The following is an 18,020-nucleotide window of genomic DNA, read 5'->3' on the forward strand; positions in this document are numbered from 1 at the left end:
CACCATGACGATCCTGTCTCCGGAAGAGGCGATCGGCCGCCTGCGTGCCGATCGGGACATCCTCCTCGCTCGCGTCACCGGACTCACCGAGCAGCAGCTCGACGCCGACCATCTGGTGGATTCCGGCCCGCTCGGCGACTTCTGCCGTTCCTTGCACGACCTCATCGCGCACGTCCTGATGTGGGACGAGATCAACCTGGCGGTGCTGACGGAAGCCGCCGCCGGCCGGCCGCACTGGAGCCTCGACCCACGCTGGGAGGACCCCGCCGTCGGGCAGGCGCTGAACATCGGCGGCGTGGAGGCGGGCCGGCACCTCCCGGCCCCGCTGCTCCTGCACCGGTTCGGGGCCGTGCATGACGCGATCCTGACGGACCTGAGCCGGTACGGCGAGGAGTCCTGGGACGTGCCCGGGCTCGGCGCGGTGGTACAGAGGGCGTGGACCGTGCCCGGGAACCCGGCGTACTGGCACGCCGCCATCCACCTCGGCCGGCTGCCGTCCACCCCGCCTGCCGCTTCCCGCAGGTCAGGGCGCGCGGCGGCGGAGCGGTGGTGAGCTGGCCGCGGCGGCCTTCACTGAGCGCCCGCGACGGGCGTGCACGGCTTCACGGGGGTGCCCGCCTCGGCCAGCCAGGCGCCGAGCTGCCAGGGCGCCTCCGGGTTCCCGTTGTCGCGGAACTCCACCACGAGCGTCTCGTCCGGTTTGATGTACTGCGGGAAGATCTGGATCGTCCGGACGGACTTCACCCGGGTCGCCTTGTACGATCGCGACTCTTCCACCAGCGAACGCAGCTCGCTCGCGTCGGAGGCGGGTTCCCCGCCGTAGGCGCGGTCCACGCCGGTGAATCGCGGGCCCGCGCACCGCGTGGCCGGAGCCAGGAAGGTCACGTCGGCCTTGATGCCCACCGCGTCGAGCTTGGCCTCCAGGCCGGCGGGATCACGCAGCTCGTTGACGGTGACCTCGACCGTGCCGTCCGGGCCTCTGGTCACCGCGTGGGCGGCGGTCCCGGTTCCGGCGATCAACGGTGTGATGCTGATCGCCGCCGCGACTCCGGCCGCGACCAGCAGCCGAGGGCCGGTGACGGCGCGTCGCCGGGGGCGCATCCCGCGGAGCAGTCGCTGCCGTGCGCCGGCGAGTTCGTCCGGGGTGGCGGGGGGAACGGTCTGCCACATGGCTTTCAGGGCGTCCATTGGCGTTCTCCTTCGTTGCTCAGGGCTTGCCGGATCTGAAGACGGGCCCGGTTGAGTCGCGAGGCGACGGTTCCCGGCGGGATGGCCAGCGCGTCGGCCACCTCCTGGTAGCTCAGTTCGGCCCAGGCGACGAGCAGCAGCACGTCGCGATCGGCCGGCGCGAGCTCCATCAGGGCCAGCGCCAGCGGGCGGTTGACGGCCAGGGTGTTGACCTCGTCCTCGACCCGAGAGCCGGACAGCTCCGCCGGATGCACGCCGCTGCGCACGTACGCGCGGTAGAGACTCATCTCGGTACGCCGCCGACGGCCGATCAGGTTGGAGGCGATGCCGTACAGCCACGGTCGGGCATCGGGGCGATTCCTGTCATAGCCGCCGCGATGCTGGAAGGCGGCCAGAAAGGTGTCGGCCACCACGTCCTCCGCCTCGCTGGGGCCCAGGCGTCTGGTCACGTAACGGTGCAGGAGCGGCGCGTGCCGGTCGAACAACGTGGCGAAGATCTCGGGTTCGTTCAGCGATCTCTCGATGAGGAGCGCATCGTCGACCTCGACTGCTTCGCGAGGGATTGTCATGCATACCGACCTTTCCTGGCGTATGCGGTCACCTGTACTTACCGCGCCAGCCCGAAATCCTTCACGGGGGAACGCGGGCAGTACGGGCGCAAAGTGGTCCGGCGAAGAGTCCGGGGGCCAGGCACTTCCGGAGCATGTGCCGAACGTCCGACGCATACCCGGTGACCAGCGAAAACGCCGATACAAGCCGGGGCGTGGCGGATGGGCAGGTACGACTGCTAGCGATCTCGGCCAACCGCCGGCGGACGCCTGCGCCACGTCGCGGACGGTGACGGGGGAGGAGCGCCCCTCCTCGTCCTCGGTGATGACGAGCCGGGCGGCGATGTCGCACAGACCAAGGCCCTGCGCGCGCAGGGCCTTGGTCTGTGCGACATGTTCACGTCGGTGACGTCAGCAGCTTCAGCGGTGGTGACGGCGATGGTGAGGTCAGTAGGGTCTGTGGTGGTGGCGGCGATGGTGACGTCAGCAGGTTCAGTGGCGGCGACGGCGACGGCGACGGCGGCGGCGGTGGCGGGCCGCCGTCGGCTTGTTGGCGAACGGGCGAACGGGCGAACGGGCGAACGGGCGAACGGGCGAACGGGCGAACGGGCGAACGGGCGAACGGGCGAATGGGCGAGCGGGCGAGCGGGCGAGCGGGCGAGATCGCGTCGCTCGGTCCAGCGAAGGTCACCGTCACAGGCCGCGACGTGCGACTGTGCGCCTCCCCGAGGGGACGGGGCTCCGTCTGGACGTTCAAGGTGGGGCAGGCGCGCGTGTGCCGACTTCTCCCCGCCCTCTCAACTCGGCGTTCTCCAGTTCCCGTACGCCGTGAGGTCGGAGCGGGGTACGACGAGGCCGCTCTCGTAGGCGAAGACGATCGCCTGGGCGCGGTCGCGGAGATCGAGCTTGGCCAGGATGCGGCCGATGTGCGTCTTGACCGTCTGCTCGGCGACGATCAGGGCCGCGGCGATCTCGGCGTTGGACAGGCCGCGGGCCACGTGCACAAGCACCTCGGACTCCCGCTCGGTCAGCGACTGCACCCGGGGTGCGGCGTCAGGCAACGCGGGCCGGCACCGGGCGATCTCCTCGATGAGACGCCGGGTCACCGAGGGGGCGAGCAGGGCGTCGCCGGCCGCCACCACCCGCACGGCCGAGACCAGGTCCGCGGGCGGCGCCTCCTTCAGCAGGAACCCGCTGGCGCCTGCGCGCAGCGCCTCGTAGACGTAGTCGTCCAGGTCGAAGGTGGTCAGCATCACCACACGCGGCCTGTACTGGCCGCCGGGCGGCGCCAGGAGCAGCCGGGCCGCCCGCAGGCCGTCCATGCCGGGCATGCGGACGTCCATGAGGACGACGTCGGGCCGCAGCCGCCTTGTCCGGTCCACCGCCTGCTCGCCGTCGGCCGCGTCACCGACGACTTCGATGTCCGGTTCGGCGGCCAGCAGGGCGCCGAAGCCCGCCCGGACCATTGCGTGGTCGTCGGCGACGAGCACCCGGATCGTCATGGGTGCTCCTTCCCGTGTCCCGCCTGCACCAGGGGTAACGTCAGCTCGACCCGGAACCCGCCCCGTGGCGTCGGCCCGGTCAGCAGGACGCCGCCCACCATGGCGGCCCGTTCTCGCATCCCGGCCAGCCCGTGACCGGTGCCCGCGGGCTCGGCGAGCGCGAGCCCCGCGCCCGCGGGCGGCGCGTTCTCGACCACGACCCGCAGCCCGGACCCGTTCCCGGTGACCGCCACGGCCGTGGCGGCGCCCGGCGCGTGCCGGATCACGTTGCTGAGCGCCTCCTGCACGATCCGGTAGACCGGCAGCTCCATGCCCGGGGGTATGTGCCTGGGCAGGCCACTCACCGTCAGCTCGACGGGTGTGCCGGCCCGCCTGGCGCTCTCCACCAGCACGCCCAGCTGGTCGAGGCCCGGCAGCGGGGCGCGCGGCGGCAGCGCGTCGTCGCTGCGCAGCACGCCCAGCAGACGCCGCATCTCGGCCAGTGACTGCCGGGCCGCCGCCCCGATGGAGTCGAACTCCCGCTCGGCGCCGGCGGGCACCCCGCCGAGCCTGCGCGCCGCGCTGGCGGCCTGTACGGCGATCACCGACATGTGGTGCGCCACCACGTCGTGCATCTCCCTGGCGATCCTGGTCCGTTCCTCCAGCAGCTCGCGCCGGGCCCGTTCGGCCGCGCTGACCTGTTCCTGCTCGGCGACCCGCGCCCGGGCCCGGCGGCGCCAGCGCACGTTGTCGCCGACGATCAACGGCACCGGCACGACGGCCGCCACGAGCTGCAGCGCCACGGCCCGGTCCGTGGCCGACATGGGCACCAGTGACACGTCCGCCAGCGCGCCGAGGAGGGACAGCGCCCACACGGCCGCCAGCATCCATCGCGGCCGGTGCTGCGCCAGCACGAACAGCACGATCAGATAGGCGACCACGGGCATCGGCAGCCACGGCCACGGATTGTTCGCCGGCGGCGGCGCGACCAGCAGCGGCGTGACCAGCATCCCGGTGTAGAGCAGCAGCCAGGCGGTCACCGGCCGGCGCCGGCAGAACGTCACCGGAGCCGCGCAGGCCGCCGCGAGCGCCACCGTCAGCTCGACCGGAGCGTCGTAGACGGTGGCGAGCATCCCCACGTTCATGGCGAACATGAAGCAGGCGATCCCCCAGGGCGCTCCGGCCCGCACCCTCGCGAACCGGAGCGCGGATGGGGCCGCCGGTCCGGCCGGGGCCGGGGCCGTGGTGAAGGCGCGCGACATGCCATCACCGTAGCCGCCGGCCTTCGCGGACGGATCAGCCTCAGAGCCGACTTCGGGCCTCCCACCTGGGTATGACGCGCCGGCCGGATGGCCAGAAGGTATGACCGGTATGGACGGCTCCGTGGTGTGACGCGCCCGGCCGGGCACGCTGCCTAGCGTCGGACCCCATGAACGACAACAACGATCTCGGCACCGACAGCAGAAAGAGGGGCCGCGGACGGACGCTCCGGCGACTGGCCGCCGTACTGGCCGCGCTGGGCGTCGCCGTGGCGGGACAGGTCGCCACACCGCCCGCGGAGGCCGCCGTCGGGCGGCAGCCGCTGGACGGCCTCTGGCGGGCCGACGGTTACGGCACCGTCTTCGGCATCGGCCAGGGGCGGCTCATCACCTACGACACGACGGCGATCAGCTGCCTGCGTGGGGTGCTCTCGGCGGAACAGACGGCGCGCACGCGCGACTCGGCGTCCTTCACGGCCCAGGAGGGCGGCCGGCGGATCGTCGTCCAGACGCGGGGGCCAGGCCGGGCGCGGCTACGATATCCGGGCAGCGTCGGCGCCATCGACCTGCGGAGGCTGCCCCGCCTGCCCCGGGCCTGTGCCACCCCCACGCCCGCTGATCCGGTGAAGGTGTTCGACGTCTTCTGGACGACCTTCGCCGAGAACTACCCGTTCTTCGCCACCAAGGGCGTCGACTGGCGAGCCGTACGGGACCGGTACCGGTCCAGGATCGGTCCGGACAGCGGGAACGAGGAGCTGTTCGCCGTCCTGCGCGACATCCTCAAGGAGCTCGGCGACGCGCACACCGCGCTCATCGCGGGCGGCAGGCAGTTCGCCAGACCGTTGCGTCCGGGCACCAGGCAATTGGACGGGGTGCCGGCCTTCATCGCCTTCAACGAACGCGTCCGGGAGTTCGTCGAGAAGAACGACACCCACGAACCTCTGCAACAGTGGGGACGAGGCGTGATCGGGTACGCCGACCTCCCGGACGGCCTGGGCTACCTGCGGCTGGGCGCGTTCGACGGCTACGCCGACGGCGGCTACGAGCCCAACGCGGCCGAGCTGGACCGGGCGCTCGACGAGATCTTCACCGTGTCCCGCACCTCGGGGCCCGGCCGGCTGCGCGGTCTCATCATCGACGTCCGCGTCAATCTGGGCGGCTACGACGCACTCGGCCTGCGGCTCGCCTCCAGGCTCACCGGCAGGCCGTACGAGGCGTACGCCAAGCAGGCCCGCAACACCCCCGGCGATCCGCCCGGGTTCACCCGCCCCAGGCCGGTGCCCGTACGGCCGGCGACCGCCCCGGTGTACACGGGCCCCATCGCCATGCTCACCAGCAGCCTGACCATCAGCGCGGGCGAGACCTTCACCCAGGCCATGACGGGACGGACGCCCCGGCCCGAGCGCATCGGGGAGAACACGCAGGGAGCGTTCTCCGACTTCCTGTGGCGGAAGCTGCCCAACGGGTGGAGCTTCGCGCTGCCCAACGAACGTTTCCTGACCCGCGACGGGACCACCTTCGACGTCACGGGCATCCCGCCGCACCTGTCCGTTCCCGGCGTCCTCAGCGACGAGGAACTGAACGGCGGCCACGACGCCGCCTTCGCCAAGGCCCTCTCCTACCTGACGAGCCGGCGGCGGTAGCGCCTCCGCGCCCGGAACAGGCCGGCCGCGGGCGGCGGCCGGCCATGGGAATCGGGGTGAACCGCCCGCCGCCAGTGCCTCGAAGATGCCTTCTGCGTGACGAAACCTCTTGTCATCAACCACACGGCGAAGACGAAGCTCTGCAGGGCCAGTGGCGCATTCATCGCCAGGTAGAGCGGCGTTACGACGTCAGTTGCACCAAGCAGCACCAGGAAACTCGCCGACACGGCTGCCGCTATTGCCAGGAATCCCCACCCGGACAACCATCGAGGGACAGATCTCGACCGCCACAGAATGCGGAACAACAGGAGATCTCCAAGACTGAGCGAGATGATCAAGGCGACATGATTGACCAGGTCGCGCGCCGTCCGCAGTAATTCACCGACGACCTCGATACTGGATGCGGCCACGGCATCGGCTTGGGCGAGTTCCCGGCCCAGCACGAGAAACAAGGGCAGCATGATGACGCCGATGAAGTGGAACGTCGCCGCGATCAGCCTGAACCCGAGGAAACCGGAGCTGAGTCCTTCGTTCTCCGCCCGCAACATCGGATACAGGCACAGCGCGAATCCGACATAGGCGGGGATCATGATGGACTGAGCGACTGCGCCGAGGATGACCTGGCTCTCGTGTGCGGAAACGAGAGCGAGACGGCGTGGTTCATCGACGGCGGGAACGACGCTCAGCGCGCCGGCGATCATACCCAGGATGACCAGGGCGCCGGCAATTGTGGTCGCCCGCCTGTTCGTGTGCACGATTCTTGTCCCCGAAATTGTCGTGGTGGTCAGCCGGTGAGCAGGTCCATGCGCAGGAACTCGGTGATGCGGAGCAGCTTCGGCGGGCGTGCCACTTTCTCGGGAAGGGCCTGGAAAGCCTCGTCCTCACCGATGAGGCGCGGGGCGGTGAGTTCCACGTCCCGCCCGTCGACCCGGAGCCGCGCATTTCTGGCCGCCAGGACGTTCTGCACCCAGTCCGAACGCGATCCGTACACCAGAACGAACAGGTAACCGCCGTCGACGGGATGCGCGTCGAGCGGCGTGCGGTACGTGGCGCCGGAAATGCGGCCGACGTGAATCAGCACCGGCCATCTTCCGCCGGTTATCGCGCGGGGGTTGAACACCTTCTTGTTCACGTGCCCCCACCACCTCGGCATCGGCATGGAAGTCTCCTTCGCTACGTTCCAGAACAGCCTTACGCTCGTAAGGTCACTTACAGGTGTAAGGTTGGCTTACGCTCGTAAGGCTGTCAACCCGCACACGTCCCCGGAGCCGTCATGCCGCCGCAACCGCTCAGCAGAGTCCTCGTCCTGGAAGCCGCGATCCGGGTCGCGGACCGCGGCGGCGCGGAGGCGATCACGATGCGCAGGGTGGCGCAGGAACTGGGCGTGGAGGCGATGTCGCTCTACCACCACGTGCCCAACAAGGACGCGATCCTCGACGGCGTGGTCGACATGGTCTTCGCGGCGATCAAGTTGCCGGGTGCCGAATGCGACGATTGGCGCGATGCGATCCGTACGCGAGCCGTCTCCGCCCGCGCGGTCCTGTCGCAGCACAGCTGGGCCCTCGGCCTGATGGACTCCCGCCGCGATCCGGGGCCGGCGACGCTACGCCACCATGATGCCGTCCTGGGCGTCCTGCGGGAGGCGGGGTTCACGCTGCCGATGGCCGCGCACGCCGTGTCGCTGATCGACAGCTACGTCTCCGGGTTCGTCCTGCAGGAGGCGAACCTGCCGATGGCGACGCCGGACGACGTCGAGAACGTGGCCGGCGACATCCTCCGGCAACTGCCGGAGAAGGAGTTGCCGTACCTCACCGAGATGATCCGCGACCACGCCCTGCGACCGGGCTACGACTACACCAGCGAATTCGGCTACGGCCTCGACCTGATCCTGGACGCCCTCGAAGCGCGCCGAAGCGTCCAGTGACGGGGCGAATCCGGGTGAGCTTCTCGGTACGGGTGGCGAACGGGCGAGGGGCTTGGACGGGCCGGTCCGGCTGGGTTGATGGTGGTGTCAGTGGCGGTGGTGGTTGTCGGGTTGTGCGGGGTCGCCGGGGTGTTCGAGGCCCGGCACCAGGCGTAGCCGGTGGGCGCGGGCGTGGTCGAGCCAGCGTACGAACGCCACCCTGCGTGCGGAGTCGAGGAGGCCGTCGGCGGGTGCGTCTCGGTCCGGGACGGGGTCGTGGCGGGTGACGAGGGTGGCGGTCCAAGGACCGGCCGTCACCGTCTGGCCCGGTACGGCGGCGGCCAGAGCTTCGGCCAGGGCGACGGGCAGCGAACCCGGTTCGGCGTCGAACTCGCCGTCCGGGGTGCGTAGCCGCCATGTCGGTCCGGTGGGCGGTCGCGTGGTGGCCTCCCGATACGCGGCCGCCTCCGACGCGGAGACCGTGACGTCGGCGGTGACGGCCTCGTAGACGGCTCGAACGGCGGCGCTGCCCTCGTAGGCCGCCGCAGCGATCGAACCCAGCTCAACAGCCGCCCGCTGGTCGAGCCGTACCGCGATGGCGTCGGTGGCTCGTTGGTCCGGCCGTACTGCAGGGGCGTCGGTGGGGGGTTGGTTGGGGCGGGGTGGTGGGGGCTTCTCCAGGGGGAGTCCGCGGGCTGTCGCCTCGGCGGCGCACAGTTGCTCGGTCAGCACCACCTGGGCCACCCAGCGCGTGAGCTGCCGGTCCTCGGCCGTGCCCGGCGCCGGAAGCGCCGAGGACCTCGGGCCGGCCCGGAGGGCTGCGAGCCGTCGGTCCAGCTCGAAGCGGGGGAGCGGGCAGCCGTCGAGCCAGCCGAGCACCGGCCCCACGCCGGGCGCGACCGGCTCGCCGGTGACGGGCGCGTGGGCGGAGTCCGGATGGCTGACCTGAGGTGTTGGGACGCAGGTCGGATGGTGGGCGCGGGGAGGTTGGGCGGGGGCCGGATGGTCGGCCTGATGCGCGGAGGCGGAGGTCGGATGGTCCGCTGCGGGCACGGGGGCGGAGGTCGGATGGTTCGCCTTGGGAGTGGGGGTCATGGGGTCACCACCAGTTCGACGGTCGGGGCGTACTGGCAGCGGCCGAACCACATGACCTTGCCCAGGGCCCAGGCGGAGCCCGGGACCGCGTCGCGGGGTGCGGACACCTCGAACTCGGCGACCGTGCTCTCGCCGGCCGCCAGGACGAACCCGCGGACCGGGGCGGCGATCAGGTCCCACGTGCCCCAGGGCGAGACGACCTGCAGCTCGCCCCGGATCTCACCGTTCGTGCGGTTGTGCAGCGCCAGCCCCAGCACGGCACGCCCGCCGGGAGCGACGCGCACCGACGGCGTCGTCACCTCCACCGACAGGCCGGTGTCGCGGCCGGGACGGTCCTTGCTGCCCTGCGCGGCCACCCAGTCCTCGGGGACGTCACCGGGCACGGGCAGCACGCCGGGCAGGTCACCGGGGAGGTCGCCGACGGCGACGGTGACCACGTCCTCGACGGTCTGGCCGTCGTGCCGGATCCGGGCGGCGACGAAGTACAGGCCCGGCTCGACGCCCCGGGGCGGGGTCACCGTCACCGGGAACCGTACGTGCCCGCCCGCCGCCAGCCGGTACGGGCGCCGCGTCAGACCGGCCGTCCAGCCCTCGGGGACGAGGATCTCCACGGTTCCTTCCACGTCGGCGTCGAGCAGGTGCGAGGAGAGCACCACCGACAGTTCGGCGGGCTCGCCCTCGGTCCGCACCAGGCCCGGCGACGCCGTGACGCTCACCGGCAGGTAGCCCATCGGCGCCGGCCCCCGGTTGTGCAGCCAGTACCGCGCATGCACCGGCTGCGCCACCTCGGCCGCCGGCCCCAGCACCGCACCGCCGCGGGCCGACCCACCCAGCGGCAGGGCGGGGACGGCGATCACGGTGGCGACCTCGGCGCCGGTCAGCGTGACGGCTGCCCCCTGGACGGGTTCGCGCCGCCGTTCGAGCAGGTCGGCGCGGTGCGGCTCGGTGAGGGCGAGCGCACCGGAAAGGACGGCGTCGCGGCCGAGTCCGGTGGACTCCATCAGGCGCACGGTCACCCCGGAAGCCGGGTCCGCCGCGGCGGCCGACCCGTGCGCGGTCGGGTTGCCGGCCGGCTTGACGGTGCCGACCAGCACCTCCCGGGCCGGCTCGACCTTCAGGTACGACCGGGTCGGCGGCAACGGGCCCCCGTGCGGCTCGGCGAGCACGGCGTACAGCGGATGGTTGAACTCCTGCCCCCGGGCGGGCAGCGTCAGCGTGCGCCAGTCGCCCTCGCCGGAGACCAGCGCGTAACGGAACTCGTGGGTCCAGTGCATGAGCTGGAAGCCCGCTCCGTCGGGCAGCGTACGGCGGGGCGGGTCGATCCACACCCCGGACGGCCACCCGGTGCACGAGCGCATCAGCGACAGGTGCAACGTGCCGGCCGGATCGACGGCGAAGCCCGGCAGGCCGTAGGTGAGCAGCGCGACGGTGTGGCCGGTGAGCAGCTCGGACTCCGGGACCTCGCCGGGGCAGGCGGAGCTCACGCGGGCGTCGGCGAGGTCGGCGGTCAGCGCGGCGGGATCGGTGGTGATCAGGGCCGGCAGCGCCCGCAGGTCACGCAGGTCGGCGTTGGGCCGCCAGACCTCGCGCAGCGGCCGGGCGGCGGGCACCCAGACGCGCCCGTCCCGCTCCAGGACCTCGGCATAGGCCGGGCCCGCGCGTTCCAGCAGCTCGCGCACCGCGTCGTTCTCCCGCGGCCCGCCGATCATGATGCGGAAGTCGGGGAGGTTGGAGTCGACGTCGAGCCAGCCGTACCTGGACCAGTCCGCCCCGGCCGTGGTCGCGGTGACCCCGGCCCTGACCAGCGCGACCAGCAGGTCGCGCACGCCGGCGCCGTCGTCCGGGCCGGAGACGATCACCTGGGCCGCGCCGAGCGCCTGCTCGCCCGGAGAGTGGCGGTCGGGGCCGGGCACGACCACCTCCGCCACGCCGAGCGCCCGCTCGCCCAGCGGCCGGCCGCCGGGGCCGGTGAGCGCGACGCGGGCGGTGGAGCCCAGGCCGAACCAGGTGTTGGCGGGGTTGTCGAGGGTCCACGGCGCCTCGGCGGCGTCCACGTCGGGCAGGGCGAACCCGCGCCCGACCACGGCCCCGGCCACCTCGCTCACCGGCAGCGCGCCGGGCAGGTCGGCGGGGAAGCTCAGCCGCAGCAGCCGGTCGGCCCCGCGGTAGTCCAGGACGCGGGTGGTCAGGTCCACGTGGTCCACGCCGTCCCAGAGCGTGACGGTCTGCTCGTAGCCGATGCCGTCCACCGTCCCGGTGATCACCAGGCGCTCGCCGAGCGGGCAGGTCTCGCGCCGCACCTGGGCCGCGCCCTCCGCCGCGCCGACGACCGGGCCCTTGGGCACCAGGTGCCAGGGGCCCTCGCCGAAGTCGGGGTGGGCGGGGTACTCCTCGTAGACGCGCAGCTCGTTGCCGACGCAGCCGGGCCGTAGCAGCTCGCGTCCCGCCTTCTTGTCCAGGACGGCGGACAGGCAGCCGCCGCGGCCGGGGTCGGCGGTGACGCGGTAGCGGGCGTTCTCGACGGTGACGCCGGGCGCGGGCGTCCATGCGGCCGCACCGGGCCGGGACGATCCGGGGAGAAGGCGCCAGGTGCGCCAGCCGGTGGCGGGCACGTCCTCGGCCAGGAACCGCAGGGTCCCCCGGTCCACGACGCACGGCACCTCCGCGCCGGTGTCGTCGAGCACCCGTCCGCCGTCGAGCCCGGCGGGCAGCCGTACGGCCACCGGCGCCGACCGGTCGAACGACAGCGTGTTCGCGACGACCACCGCGACGCCTTCGCCGCCGGTGTCCACGCGGGCGACCAGCGAGGCGAGCGAGACGTCGCGCACCGCGCCCGCCAGGTCGTACGCCTCGCGCCAGCCGGACAACAGGTCCAGGTAGACCTGGTCGGACTCGCTGCCGGTGATCGCGTCGTGGTGTGCCCCGTAGGCGAGCTGCCGCCACACCTTGTCCAGCGCGGCCTCGGGGTAGGTCCCGAGCCCTTCGAGCGCGGCGAGGGTGGCCAGCTTCTCCGCGTCCACGGCGGCCACCTCGCCCGCCCGCTGCGCCTGCTTGGTGTCGATGTAGGAGACGTCCTTGCCGGTGTAGACCGGGTTCATGTCACGGGTCTGCGGGCTCGGGCGGCGTCCGGTGGCCGCCAGCTCGGCCCGGACCGCGTCGAGGAAGTCGCGCGGGGTGGCGCAGACGAAGCGCGGCCAGACGTAGCGGGCGTTCCAGGAGCGGTGGATCTCGGTGACCCACTTGTTGGGCGGGGTGTAGTCGGTGCCCACGGGCAGCAGCAGGTTCCGCGTCGCCCCGACCGGCTTGAGCTTGCGGTACAGCTCGTACACGGCGTGCTCGGCGCTCGCCAGGTCGGCGGCGGAGTCCATCCACCAGCCGGCCGAGTAGTGGTGGGGCATGAAGTGCGTCAGCACGCCGAGCCCCGAGGGGGCGATCCACTCGAACTCGCTCGGGAACTGCATCACCCGGGCGTCGTCCTTGGCCTCGCGGAAGTTCTTCTGGATCGGCCCCCACTGGTGGAACGGCCCGCGCGCCCACGCGCTGCCGGTCAGCCCCGCCGCGGCGAGGTATCCGGGGAACTGCGGGTCGTGCCCGAACGCGTCGAGCTGCCACGCCGTCGCCGGATCCCCGCCGAGGATGTCGCGCTGGTAGCCGATGCCGTACACGATGTTCCTGATCGTGACCTCGGCGCCGGTGAGGTTGGTGTTGGGCTCGTTGTACGTCCCCCCGACCAGCTCGACCTGCCCGCGCTCCATCAGCAGCCGCAGGTCGGCCCGGCGCTCGGGATGGACGTCGAAGTACGGCTTGAGATAGTCGATCTCGGCCAGCACGAACTTGTAGACCGGGTCGCGCAGCGCCAGGTCCAGGTGCGCCTCCACCAGCGCGAACCCGTTGCGCTCCCACAGCGGGCGGGTGGTGGCGTCCCCGGACAGCAGCTCCCACGGCGAGGTGTAGGCCGCCTGCGTGTTCCACCACACCGGGTCGTAGTGGAAGTGGGAGACCAGGAACATCGTCCAGCCGGGCTCGGCCACGACCACCACGGCCTCGGCCCGCGCGCCGCCCGCCGTCACCACGACCGGCAGCTCGGCCCCCGGGACCGGGCCGGCGATCTCCAGCGGGACCTCGACCACGCCCGCGCCCTCCGCCTCCCCGGACACGCCCGGGCCGGTGACGGCGACCCGGGCCGGCGGGCCGTCGAGTGTCACGCGCAGCACCTGGCGCGGGGCGTCCTCGGTGCCCGTGAACAGGTCCGTGGACTCCACGGAGACGATGGCGACTGACACGGTCTTCCTCTCTGGAAATCGATGATCTTGCGGTCGGCCCGCCGCTCACTCCGGGGTGAGGACGCTGCCGATCCCTCGGGCAGTGAGGTGGCCGGGGTCGTCGGCGCGGTCGCCGGCGACGATGGCCACGGGCCCGGACTGGCGCAGCCGGACCCATGCGGCGTGGAAGGCGCTGCCCGGCGCGACCTCGGCCCGGCGTCCGGGCTCGGTCCGCAGGTCCACGTCGCACCGCAGGGCCGGACGCCGCGCCTCGGTACGGCCGCGGCGCTCGTCGATGATCGCGGCGAGCTCCTTGGCCGCCGGCTTGGGACGGTGGTCCACGGTGAACAGGCCCAGCTCGTACTCCCGCTCGGGGAAGTCGGAGAGGGAACGGTCCAGGTCGTGGGAGCACCACCAGGTGACGCCCCACAGGGCGGGGTTGGCGGTCACCGCGTCGAGCGTGCGGCGGACGAACTCGGCGGTCCTGGCCTCGGGCACGTCGGGCCTGGGCACCCCGATCTCCTGCAGCCAGACGGGCCTGGCCGGGTCGAGCGAGGTGGCGGCGGCCAGCTCGACCAGGTAGTCGGCGTGCGAGACGGTGGCCGGACCGAGCGGGCCGTCGATCGCGGAGACGCCGTTGAACACCCAGGAGTGCACCGTGGTCAGGTCGCCCAGGTCCACGTTGTCGGCGGGACGGAACGGGTGCTCCGGGTCGTACCAGGTGGCGTCGTACAGGGAGTGGAGGGCGAGCAGGCCGGGCGCGGCCGCACGCACGACGTCGATCAGCTCGGCGGCCCACGCCGTGGACGCCTCGGGGGTGGTGGCGTTGCTGGGGTAGAGGTTGTTGACCTCGTTGCCGAGCGTGACGGCGAACACGTTGCCGCGGGTGGCGACGGCCCGGGTGAGCCGGTCGGCGTAGGCGGCTATGGCGTCGCGCGCGCCGCGGTCGGTGAACAGGCTGCGACGGTGCCAGGTGAGCACCCAGGAGGGCAGGAAGTCGAAGCTGGACAGGTGCCCCTGGAGCAGGTCCACGGCGACGGACAGGCCGAACTCGGCCGCGACGTCGATCACGGCCAGCAGGTCCTCCACGCCGCGCTGCCGGACCAGCCCCGGGTTGGGCTGGATCCACGGCCAGATCGGGAACACGCGCACGTGGTCCAGGCCGATCGAGGCCAGGTCCTCGAAGTCGCGGCGGACCGCGTCGAGCGACAGGTCGAGCCAGCTGTGGAACCAGCCGGCGGAGGGCACGTAGTTGGCGCCGTGGCGGATGGGGTCGAGCAGGGGCACGCGTCCTCCGGGGGTCGTACGATCTCCCGGCGGAGCCTAAAGCGATTTAGTCGCCCTGCCAAGCCCCCGGAGCCGCCGTGCTCTCCCGGACCGTCAGCCGGGGGGTCTCGGTCTTGACGTCCTTGCGCTGCTCAGGGTCGGCGATGACCTCCAGCATCACCTCGGCCAGCCGCTTGCCGAAGGCGAAGGTGTCGCGGGAGAGCGCGGTGATCGCGGGGTGGGTGATCCGCGTGAGCACCGAGTCGTCGAAGGCCACGATGGACAGGTCGTCGGGCACCTTCACCCCCATCTCGCCGGCCACCCCCAACCCGGCCAGGGCCATCACGTCGCTGTCGTAGACGATGGCGGTGGGCCGGCGCGGCCGCGACAGCAGCGCACGCGTCGCGGCGGCGCCCTCGGAGTCGCTGAAGTCGGTGTGCACCGACACCGCCTCCTCCAGGGCCAGCCGCCCCGCGCGATCGCGCAGCGCGCGGGCGCGCCGCTGGGTGTGCCGGAACGCCGGCAGGCCCGCGACGTGCGCGATCCTGCGGTGGCCGAGCGCGGCCAGGTAGTCCACGATCGACAGCATGGCCTCCCGGTCGTCGGCCCAGACGCTCGACAGCGACCCGTGCCTGCCCGGCCCGCCCAGGACCACGGCGGGCACGCCCAGCTCCTCCAGCACCGCGACGCGCGGGTCGCGGACCATGAGGTCCACCATGACGAAGCCGTCGACCCGGTGGGCGGAGGTCCACTCGCGGTAGATCTCCATCTCGGCCTCGGCGTCCTCCACGATCAGCAGTTGCAGCGCGACGGCCTGGGCCGACAGCCCCGACTGCAGGCCGGACAGTAACTGGGCGAAGAACGGCTCCACGCCGAGGGCGCTGGCGGGCCGGGCGATGACCAGGCCCACCGCCTCCGCGCGCGCCCCGCCGAGGGCCCGGGCGGCGCTGTGCGGACGCCAGTTCATCTCCTTCGCCACCTGCAGGATTCGCGCGCGGGTGGCCTCTCCGACCCCCGGGCGGCCGTTGAGCGCGAAGGACACCGCGCCCTTGGAAACCCCGACCCGCTCGGCGATGTCGGTGATCGTCGGTCGGCGCACCACTGCTCCTTCACGAATTCGTCTCAGCTATTGACACACGAGTCTAGCCAGGTGAATAGTCCCGCAACTAGAGCGATTTAGTAACCAAGGAGAGCGCCATGCGTAGGTACTGGACGGGACCGGCGGTGGCAGCCGTCATGGTCGTCTCGGGCTGCGGCCTCGGCGGGTCCGGCGAGTCGGGAGCCGCCGCCCCGACCGCGGCGGCCACGGGAGAGGTGAAGGGCACTGTCAGCCTCCAGACGTGGGCCCTGAAGCCCAAGTTCACGGCGTACGTCGAGGGCGTCGTCGCCGCCTTCGAGAAGAAGTACCCCGGCACGAAGGTCGAATGGCTCGACCAGCCGGCGGACGCCTACTCCGAGAAGGTACTCAACCAGGCCGCCTCCGGAACACTCCCGGACGTCACCAACCTGCCCCCCGACTTCGCCAGGCCCCTGGTCCAGCAGGGCATGCTGCTCGACGTCGCCGCCGCCGACCCCAAGCTCGCCGACGAGTACGTCGCGGGCGGCATCGACGCCTACACCTTCCGCGGCTACCCCGGCACGTACGGCTATCCCTGGTACCTCAACACCGACGTCAACTACTGGAACTCCGAGTTGATGAAGAAGAACGGCCTCGACGCGGCCAAGCCGCCGACGACGTTCGACGAGCTGGTCGAGCAGGCCCGGACCTACAAGGAGAAGTCCGGCGGCAAGACGTACCTGATGAGCCGCCGCCCCGAGCTGGGCGACCTGGCCCAGGCGGGCGTGAAGCTGCTGTCCGACGACGGCAAGAGCTTCGTCTTCAACACCCCCGAGGCCGTCGCGGTGATCGAGAAGTACCGGGCCGCCTTCAAGGAGGGCTTACTGCCGCGCGACGTGCTGACCGACACCTACGCGGGCAACGCCAAGCTGTTCAACGAGGGCACCGTGGCCTGGACGACGGCCGGCGCCAACCACATCATCGCCGTCAAGACCGACAACCCCTCCCTCGCGCCCAAGGTCGTGCCCTCGACCGCGATGGGCACCCCGCCGCTGTACGTGCAGGGCCTGTCGGTGTCGAAGAAGAGCAAGAACCCGGCCGCGGCGATCGCGCTGGCCCGCTGGGTGACCAGCGCCGAGAACCAGGCGGCGTTCGCGCACGAGGTCAGCGTCTTCCCCAGCACCAAGGCCTCGGCCGGCGACCCGTTCTTCACCCAGAGCGACGGCACCAACGCCGGCGACGCCAAGGTCATCGCCTTCAAGTCGCTGGCCACGGCCAAGATGCTGCAGCCGGTCGAGGTGACCGACGCGATGAGCAAGTTCATCCGCCAGCAGATCGCCCTCGCGCTCAACGGCGAGGTCTCCGCCAAGGAGGCGCTGGACGCCGCGGTCGCCAAGTGCAACGAGCTGCTCAACCAGTGATCACCCCCGCTCTTCCCGCACAGGGCGCCCTCCGCCGCCGGCTCACCCCCTGGCTGCTGGTGGCGCCCGCCGCGCTGTGGCTGCTCGTCTTCAACGTCTGGCCCTCGCTGAACACGCTGGTGCTGGCCTTCACCAACGCCAAACCGCTCAGCGGGGGGCACTTCACCGGGCTGGCCAACTTCGGCCGCATGCTCGACGACGACCAGCTCGGCAACGCGCTGCTCAACAGCGTCGTCTTCATGCTGGTCTGCCTGCCGGTGCTCACCCTGCTGCCGCTGCTGCTGGCGATCCTGGTGGAGAAGAAGATCCCCGGCATCACGTTCTTCCGCACCGCCTTCTACACCCCGGTCGTCGCCTCCGCCGTCGTGGTCGCGCTGATCTGGAGCTGGCTGCTGAGCGACCGGGGCCTGATCAACGGGCTCATGCAGGCGCTGGGCGTGCTGCAGGGGCCGCTGCCGTTCCTGACCGACCGGTGGCTGCTGGTCCTCAGCGCCATCACCCTGACGGTGTGGAAGGGGCTGGGCTACTACATGATCATCTACCTGTCGGCGCTCGGGAACGTGCGGCGCGAACTGCACGAGGCCGCGGCCGTGGACGGGGCGGGTGCCGTCCGCCGGTTCTGGAGCGTGACGGTGCCCGGCGTGCGCAACACGATGTTGCTGGTGTCGGTGCTGGTCTCGGTGTCGGCCCTGCGCGTGTTCTCCGAGCTGTTCGTGCTGTCCAACGGCACGGGCGGGCCCGGCGGGCGGGCGATGTCGCTGGTCATGCTGATCCAGATGTACAGCCGCGGCTTCTACGGCCACTTCGGCTACGCCTCGGCGCTGAGCATCCTGCTCTTCGTCATCACGATCGGCCCGATGCTCCTGCTGACCCGGCTCAACAGGAAGGCGGACTGAC

At 71.9% G+C, this 18,020-nt stretch carries 15 protein-coding genes; 5 read left to right on the forward strand and 10 right to left on the reverse strand.

Going from position 1 to position 18,020, the window contains the following annotated elements:
* Window positions 1-4 precede the first annotated feature (4 nt).
* Window positions 5-553: a hypothetical protein gene (locus ACIBQ6_RS01860; RefSeq protein WP_358297884.1), complete on the forward strand. Its 549-nt coding sequence runs from the start codon at window positions 5-7 to the stop codon at window positions 551-553.
* 17 nt (window positions 554-570) lie between these two features.
* On the opposite strand, the gene ACIBQ6_RS01865 is transcribed toward ACIBQ6_RS01860, so the two are convergent.
* The 4 genes from ACIBQ6_RS01865 to ACIBQ6_RS01880 all read right to left on the reverse strand — a co-directional run bounded on the left by ACIBQ6_RS01865 (window position 571) and on the right by ACIBQ6_RS01880 (window position 4,479).
* A complete protein-coding gene (locus tag ACIBQ6_RS01865; protein ID WP_397209711.1) occupies window positions 571-1,188 on the reverse strand; it encodes a hypothetical protein in 618 nt (205 codons plus the stop codon).
* A complete protein-coding gene (locus ACIBQ6_RS01870; protein ID WP_397209712.1) occupies window positions 1,176-1,757 on the reverse strand; it encodes an RNA polymerase sigma factor in 582 nt (193 codons plus the stop codon). Before ACIBQ6_RS01870 ends, ACIBQ6_RS01865 begins: the two co-directional genes overlap by 13 nt.
* 776 nt (window positions 1,758-2,533) lie before the next feature.
* Window positions 2,534-3,238: a response regulator gene (locus ACIBQ6_RS01875; protein WP_397209713.1), complete on the reverse strand. Its 705-nt coding sequence runs from the start codon at window positions 3,236-3,238 to the stop codon at window positions 2,534-2,536.
* On the reverse strand, window positions 3,235-4,479 hold the full coding sequence (locus tag ACIBQ6_RS01880; protein ID WP_397209714.1) for a sensor histidine kinase: 1,245 nt from the start codon (window positions 4,477-4,479) through the stop codon (window positions 3,235-3,237). The genes ACIBQ6_RS01875 and ACIBQ6_RS01880 overlap by 4 nt, the downstream gene beginning before the upstream one ends.
* Window positions 4,480-4,646: 167 nt before the next feature.
* On the opposite strand from ACIBQ6_RS01880, the gene ACIBQ6_RS01885 reads away from it, so the two are divergent.
* Window positions 4,647-6,119: a S41 family peptidase gene (locus tag ACIBQ6_RS01885; RefSeq protein WP_397209715.1), complete on the forward strand. Its 1,473-nt coding sequence runs from the start codon at window positions 4,647-4,649 to the stop codon at window positions 6,117-6,119.
* Here the strand turns inward: ACIBQ6_RS01885 and ACIBQ6_RS01890 are convergent.
* Entirely contained in the window at window positions 6,095-6,874 is a 780-nt protein-coding gene (locus ACIBQ6_RS01890; protein ID WP_397209716.1) for a DUF4386 domain-containing protein, read from the reverse strand. The two genes, ACIBQ6_RS01885 and ACIBQ6_RS01890, sit on opposite strands and share 25 nt — an antisense overlap.
* A 29-nt stretch (window positions 6,875-6,903) precedes the next feature.
* On the reverse strand, window positions 6,904-7,251 hold the full coding sequence (locus tag ACIBQ6_RS01895; RefSeq protein ID WP_397209717.1) for a nitroreductase family deazaflavin-dependent oxidoreductase: 348 nt from the start codon (window positions 7,249-7,251) through the stop codon (window positions 6,904-6,906).
* 141 nt (window positions 7,252-7,392) lie between these two features.
* Here ACIBQ6_RS01895 and ACIBQ6_RS01900 point away from each other — a divergent pair, with 141 nt between their 5' ends.
* Entirely contained in the window at window positions 7,393-8,043 is a 651-nt protein-coding gene (locus ACIBQ6_RS01900; RefSeq protein WP_397209718.1) for a TetR/AcrR family transcriptional regulator, read from the forward strand.
* Window positions 8,044-8,130: 87 nt separating this feature from the next.
* On the opposite strand, the gene ACIBQ6_RS01905 is transcribed toward ACIBQ6_RS01900, so the two are convergent.
* From ACIBQ6_RS01905 to ACIBQ6_RS01920, 4 genes are read right to left on the reverse strand one after another with little or no spacing between them, the layout of a single operon-like run.
* Window positions 8,131-9,117 (reverse strand): hypothetical protein, encoded by a 987-nt coding sequence (locus ACIBQ6_RS01905; RefSeq protein WP_397209719.1) that lies wholly within the window; start codon window positions 9,115-9,117, stop codon window positions 8,131-8,133.
* Window positions 9,114-13,400 carry an NEW3 domain-containing protein gene (locus ACIBQ6_RS01910; protein WP_397209720.1) on the reverse strand — a complete coding sequence of 1,429 codons (4,287 nt, stop codon included), beginning with the start codon at window positions 13,398-13,400 and terminating at the stop codon, window positions 9,114-9,116. The genes ACIBQ6_RS01905 and ACIBQ6_RS01910 overlap by 4 nt, the downstream gene beginning before the upstream one ends.
* Before the next feature lie 45 nt (window positions 13,401-13,445).
* A complete protein-coding gene (locus ACIBQ6_RS01915; RefSeq protein ID WP_358297852.1) occupies window positions 13,446-14,666 on the reverse strand; it encodes a glycosyl hydrolase in 1,221 nt (406 codons plus the stop codon).
* Window positions 14,667-14,712: 46 nt separating this feature from the next.
* On the reverse strand, window positions 14,713-15,744 hold the full coding sequence (locus ACIBQ6_RS01920) for a LacI family DNA-binding transcriptional regulator (protein ID WP_358297849.1): 1,032 nt from the start codon (window positions 15,742-15,744) through the stop codon (window positions 14,713-14,715).
* A gap of 98 nt (window positions 15,745-15,842) precedes the next feature.
* On the opposite strand from ACIBQ6_RS01920, the gene ACIBQ6_RS01925 reads away from it, so the two are divergent.
* Together ACIBQ6_RS01925 and ACIBQ6_RS01930 are read left to right on the forward strand one after the other, a co-directional pair.
* Window positions 15,843-17,123 carry a sugar ABC transporter substrate-binding protein gene (locus ACIBQ6_RS01925; RefSeq protein WP_358297846.1) on the forward strand — a complete coding sequence of 427 codons (1,281 nt, stop codon included), beginning with the start codon at window positions 15,843-15,845 and terminating at the stop codon, window positions 17,121-17,123.
* A complete protein-coding gene (locus tag ACIBQ6_RS01930; RefSeq protein ID WP_358297843.1) occupies window positions 17,120-18,019 on the forward strand; it encodes a sugar ABC transporter permease in 900 nt (299 codons plus the stop codon). Before ACIBQ6_RS01925 ends, ACIBQ6_RS01930 begins: the two co-directional genes overlap by 4 nt.
* Window position 18,020 lies beyond the last annotated feature (1 nt).

The sequence above is a fragment of the Nonomuraea sp. NPDC049655 genome, assembly GCF_044465465.1.
Classification (GTDB): Bacteria; Actinomycetota; Actinomycetes; order Streptosporangiales; family Streptosporangiaceae; genus Nonomuraea.

Coding starts and splice junctions, on each gene's coding strand:
- ACIBQ6_RS01860 (WP_358297884.1), top strand. CDS start 5: ATGACGATCCTGTCTCCGGAAGAGGCGATCGGCCGCCTGCGTGCCGAT.
- ACIBQ6_RS01865 (WP_397209711.1), bottom strand. CDS start 1,188: ATGGACGCCCTGAAAGCCATGTGGCAGACCGTTCCCCCCGCCACCCCG.
- ACIBQ6_RS01870 (WP_397209712.1), bottom strand. CDS start 1,757: ATGACAATCCCTCGCGAAGCAGTCGAGGTCGACGATGCGCTCCTCATC.
- ACIBQ6_RS01875 (WP_397209713.1), bottom strand. CDS start 3,238: ATGACGATCCGGGTGCTCGTCGCCGACGACCACGCAATGGTCCGGGCG.
- ACIBQ6_RS01880 (WP_397209714.1), bottom strand. CDS start 4,479: ATGTCGCGCGCCTTCACCACGGCCCCGGCCCCGGCCGGACCGGCGGCC.
- ACIBQ6_RS01885 (WP_397209715.1), top strand. CDS start 4,647: ATGAACGACAACAACGATCTCGGCACCGACAGCAGAAAGAGGGGCCGC.
- ACIBQ6_RS01900 (WP_397209718.1), top strand. CDS start 7,393: ATGCCGCCGCAACCGCTCAGCAGAGTCCTCGTCCTGGAAGCCGCGATC.
- ACIBQ6_RS01905 (WP_397209719.1), bottom strand. CDS start 9,117: ATGACCCCCACTCCCAAGGCGAACCATCCGACCTCCGCCCCCGTGCCC.
- ACIBQ6_RS01925 (WP_358297846.1), top strand. CDS start 15,843: ATGCGTAGGTACTGGACGGGACCGGCGGTGGCAGCCGTCATGGTCGTC.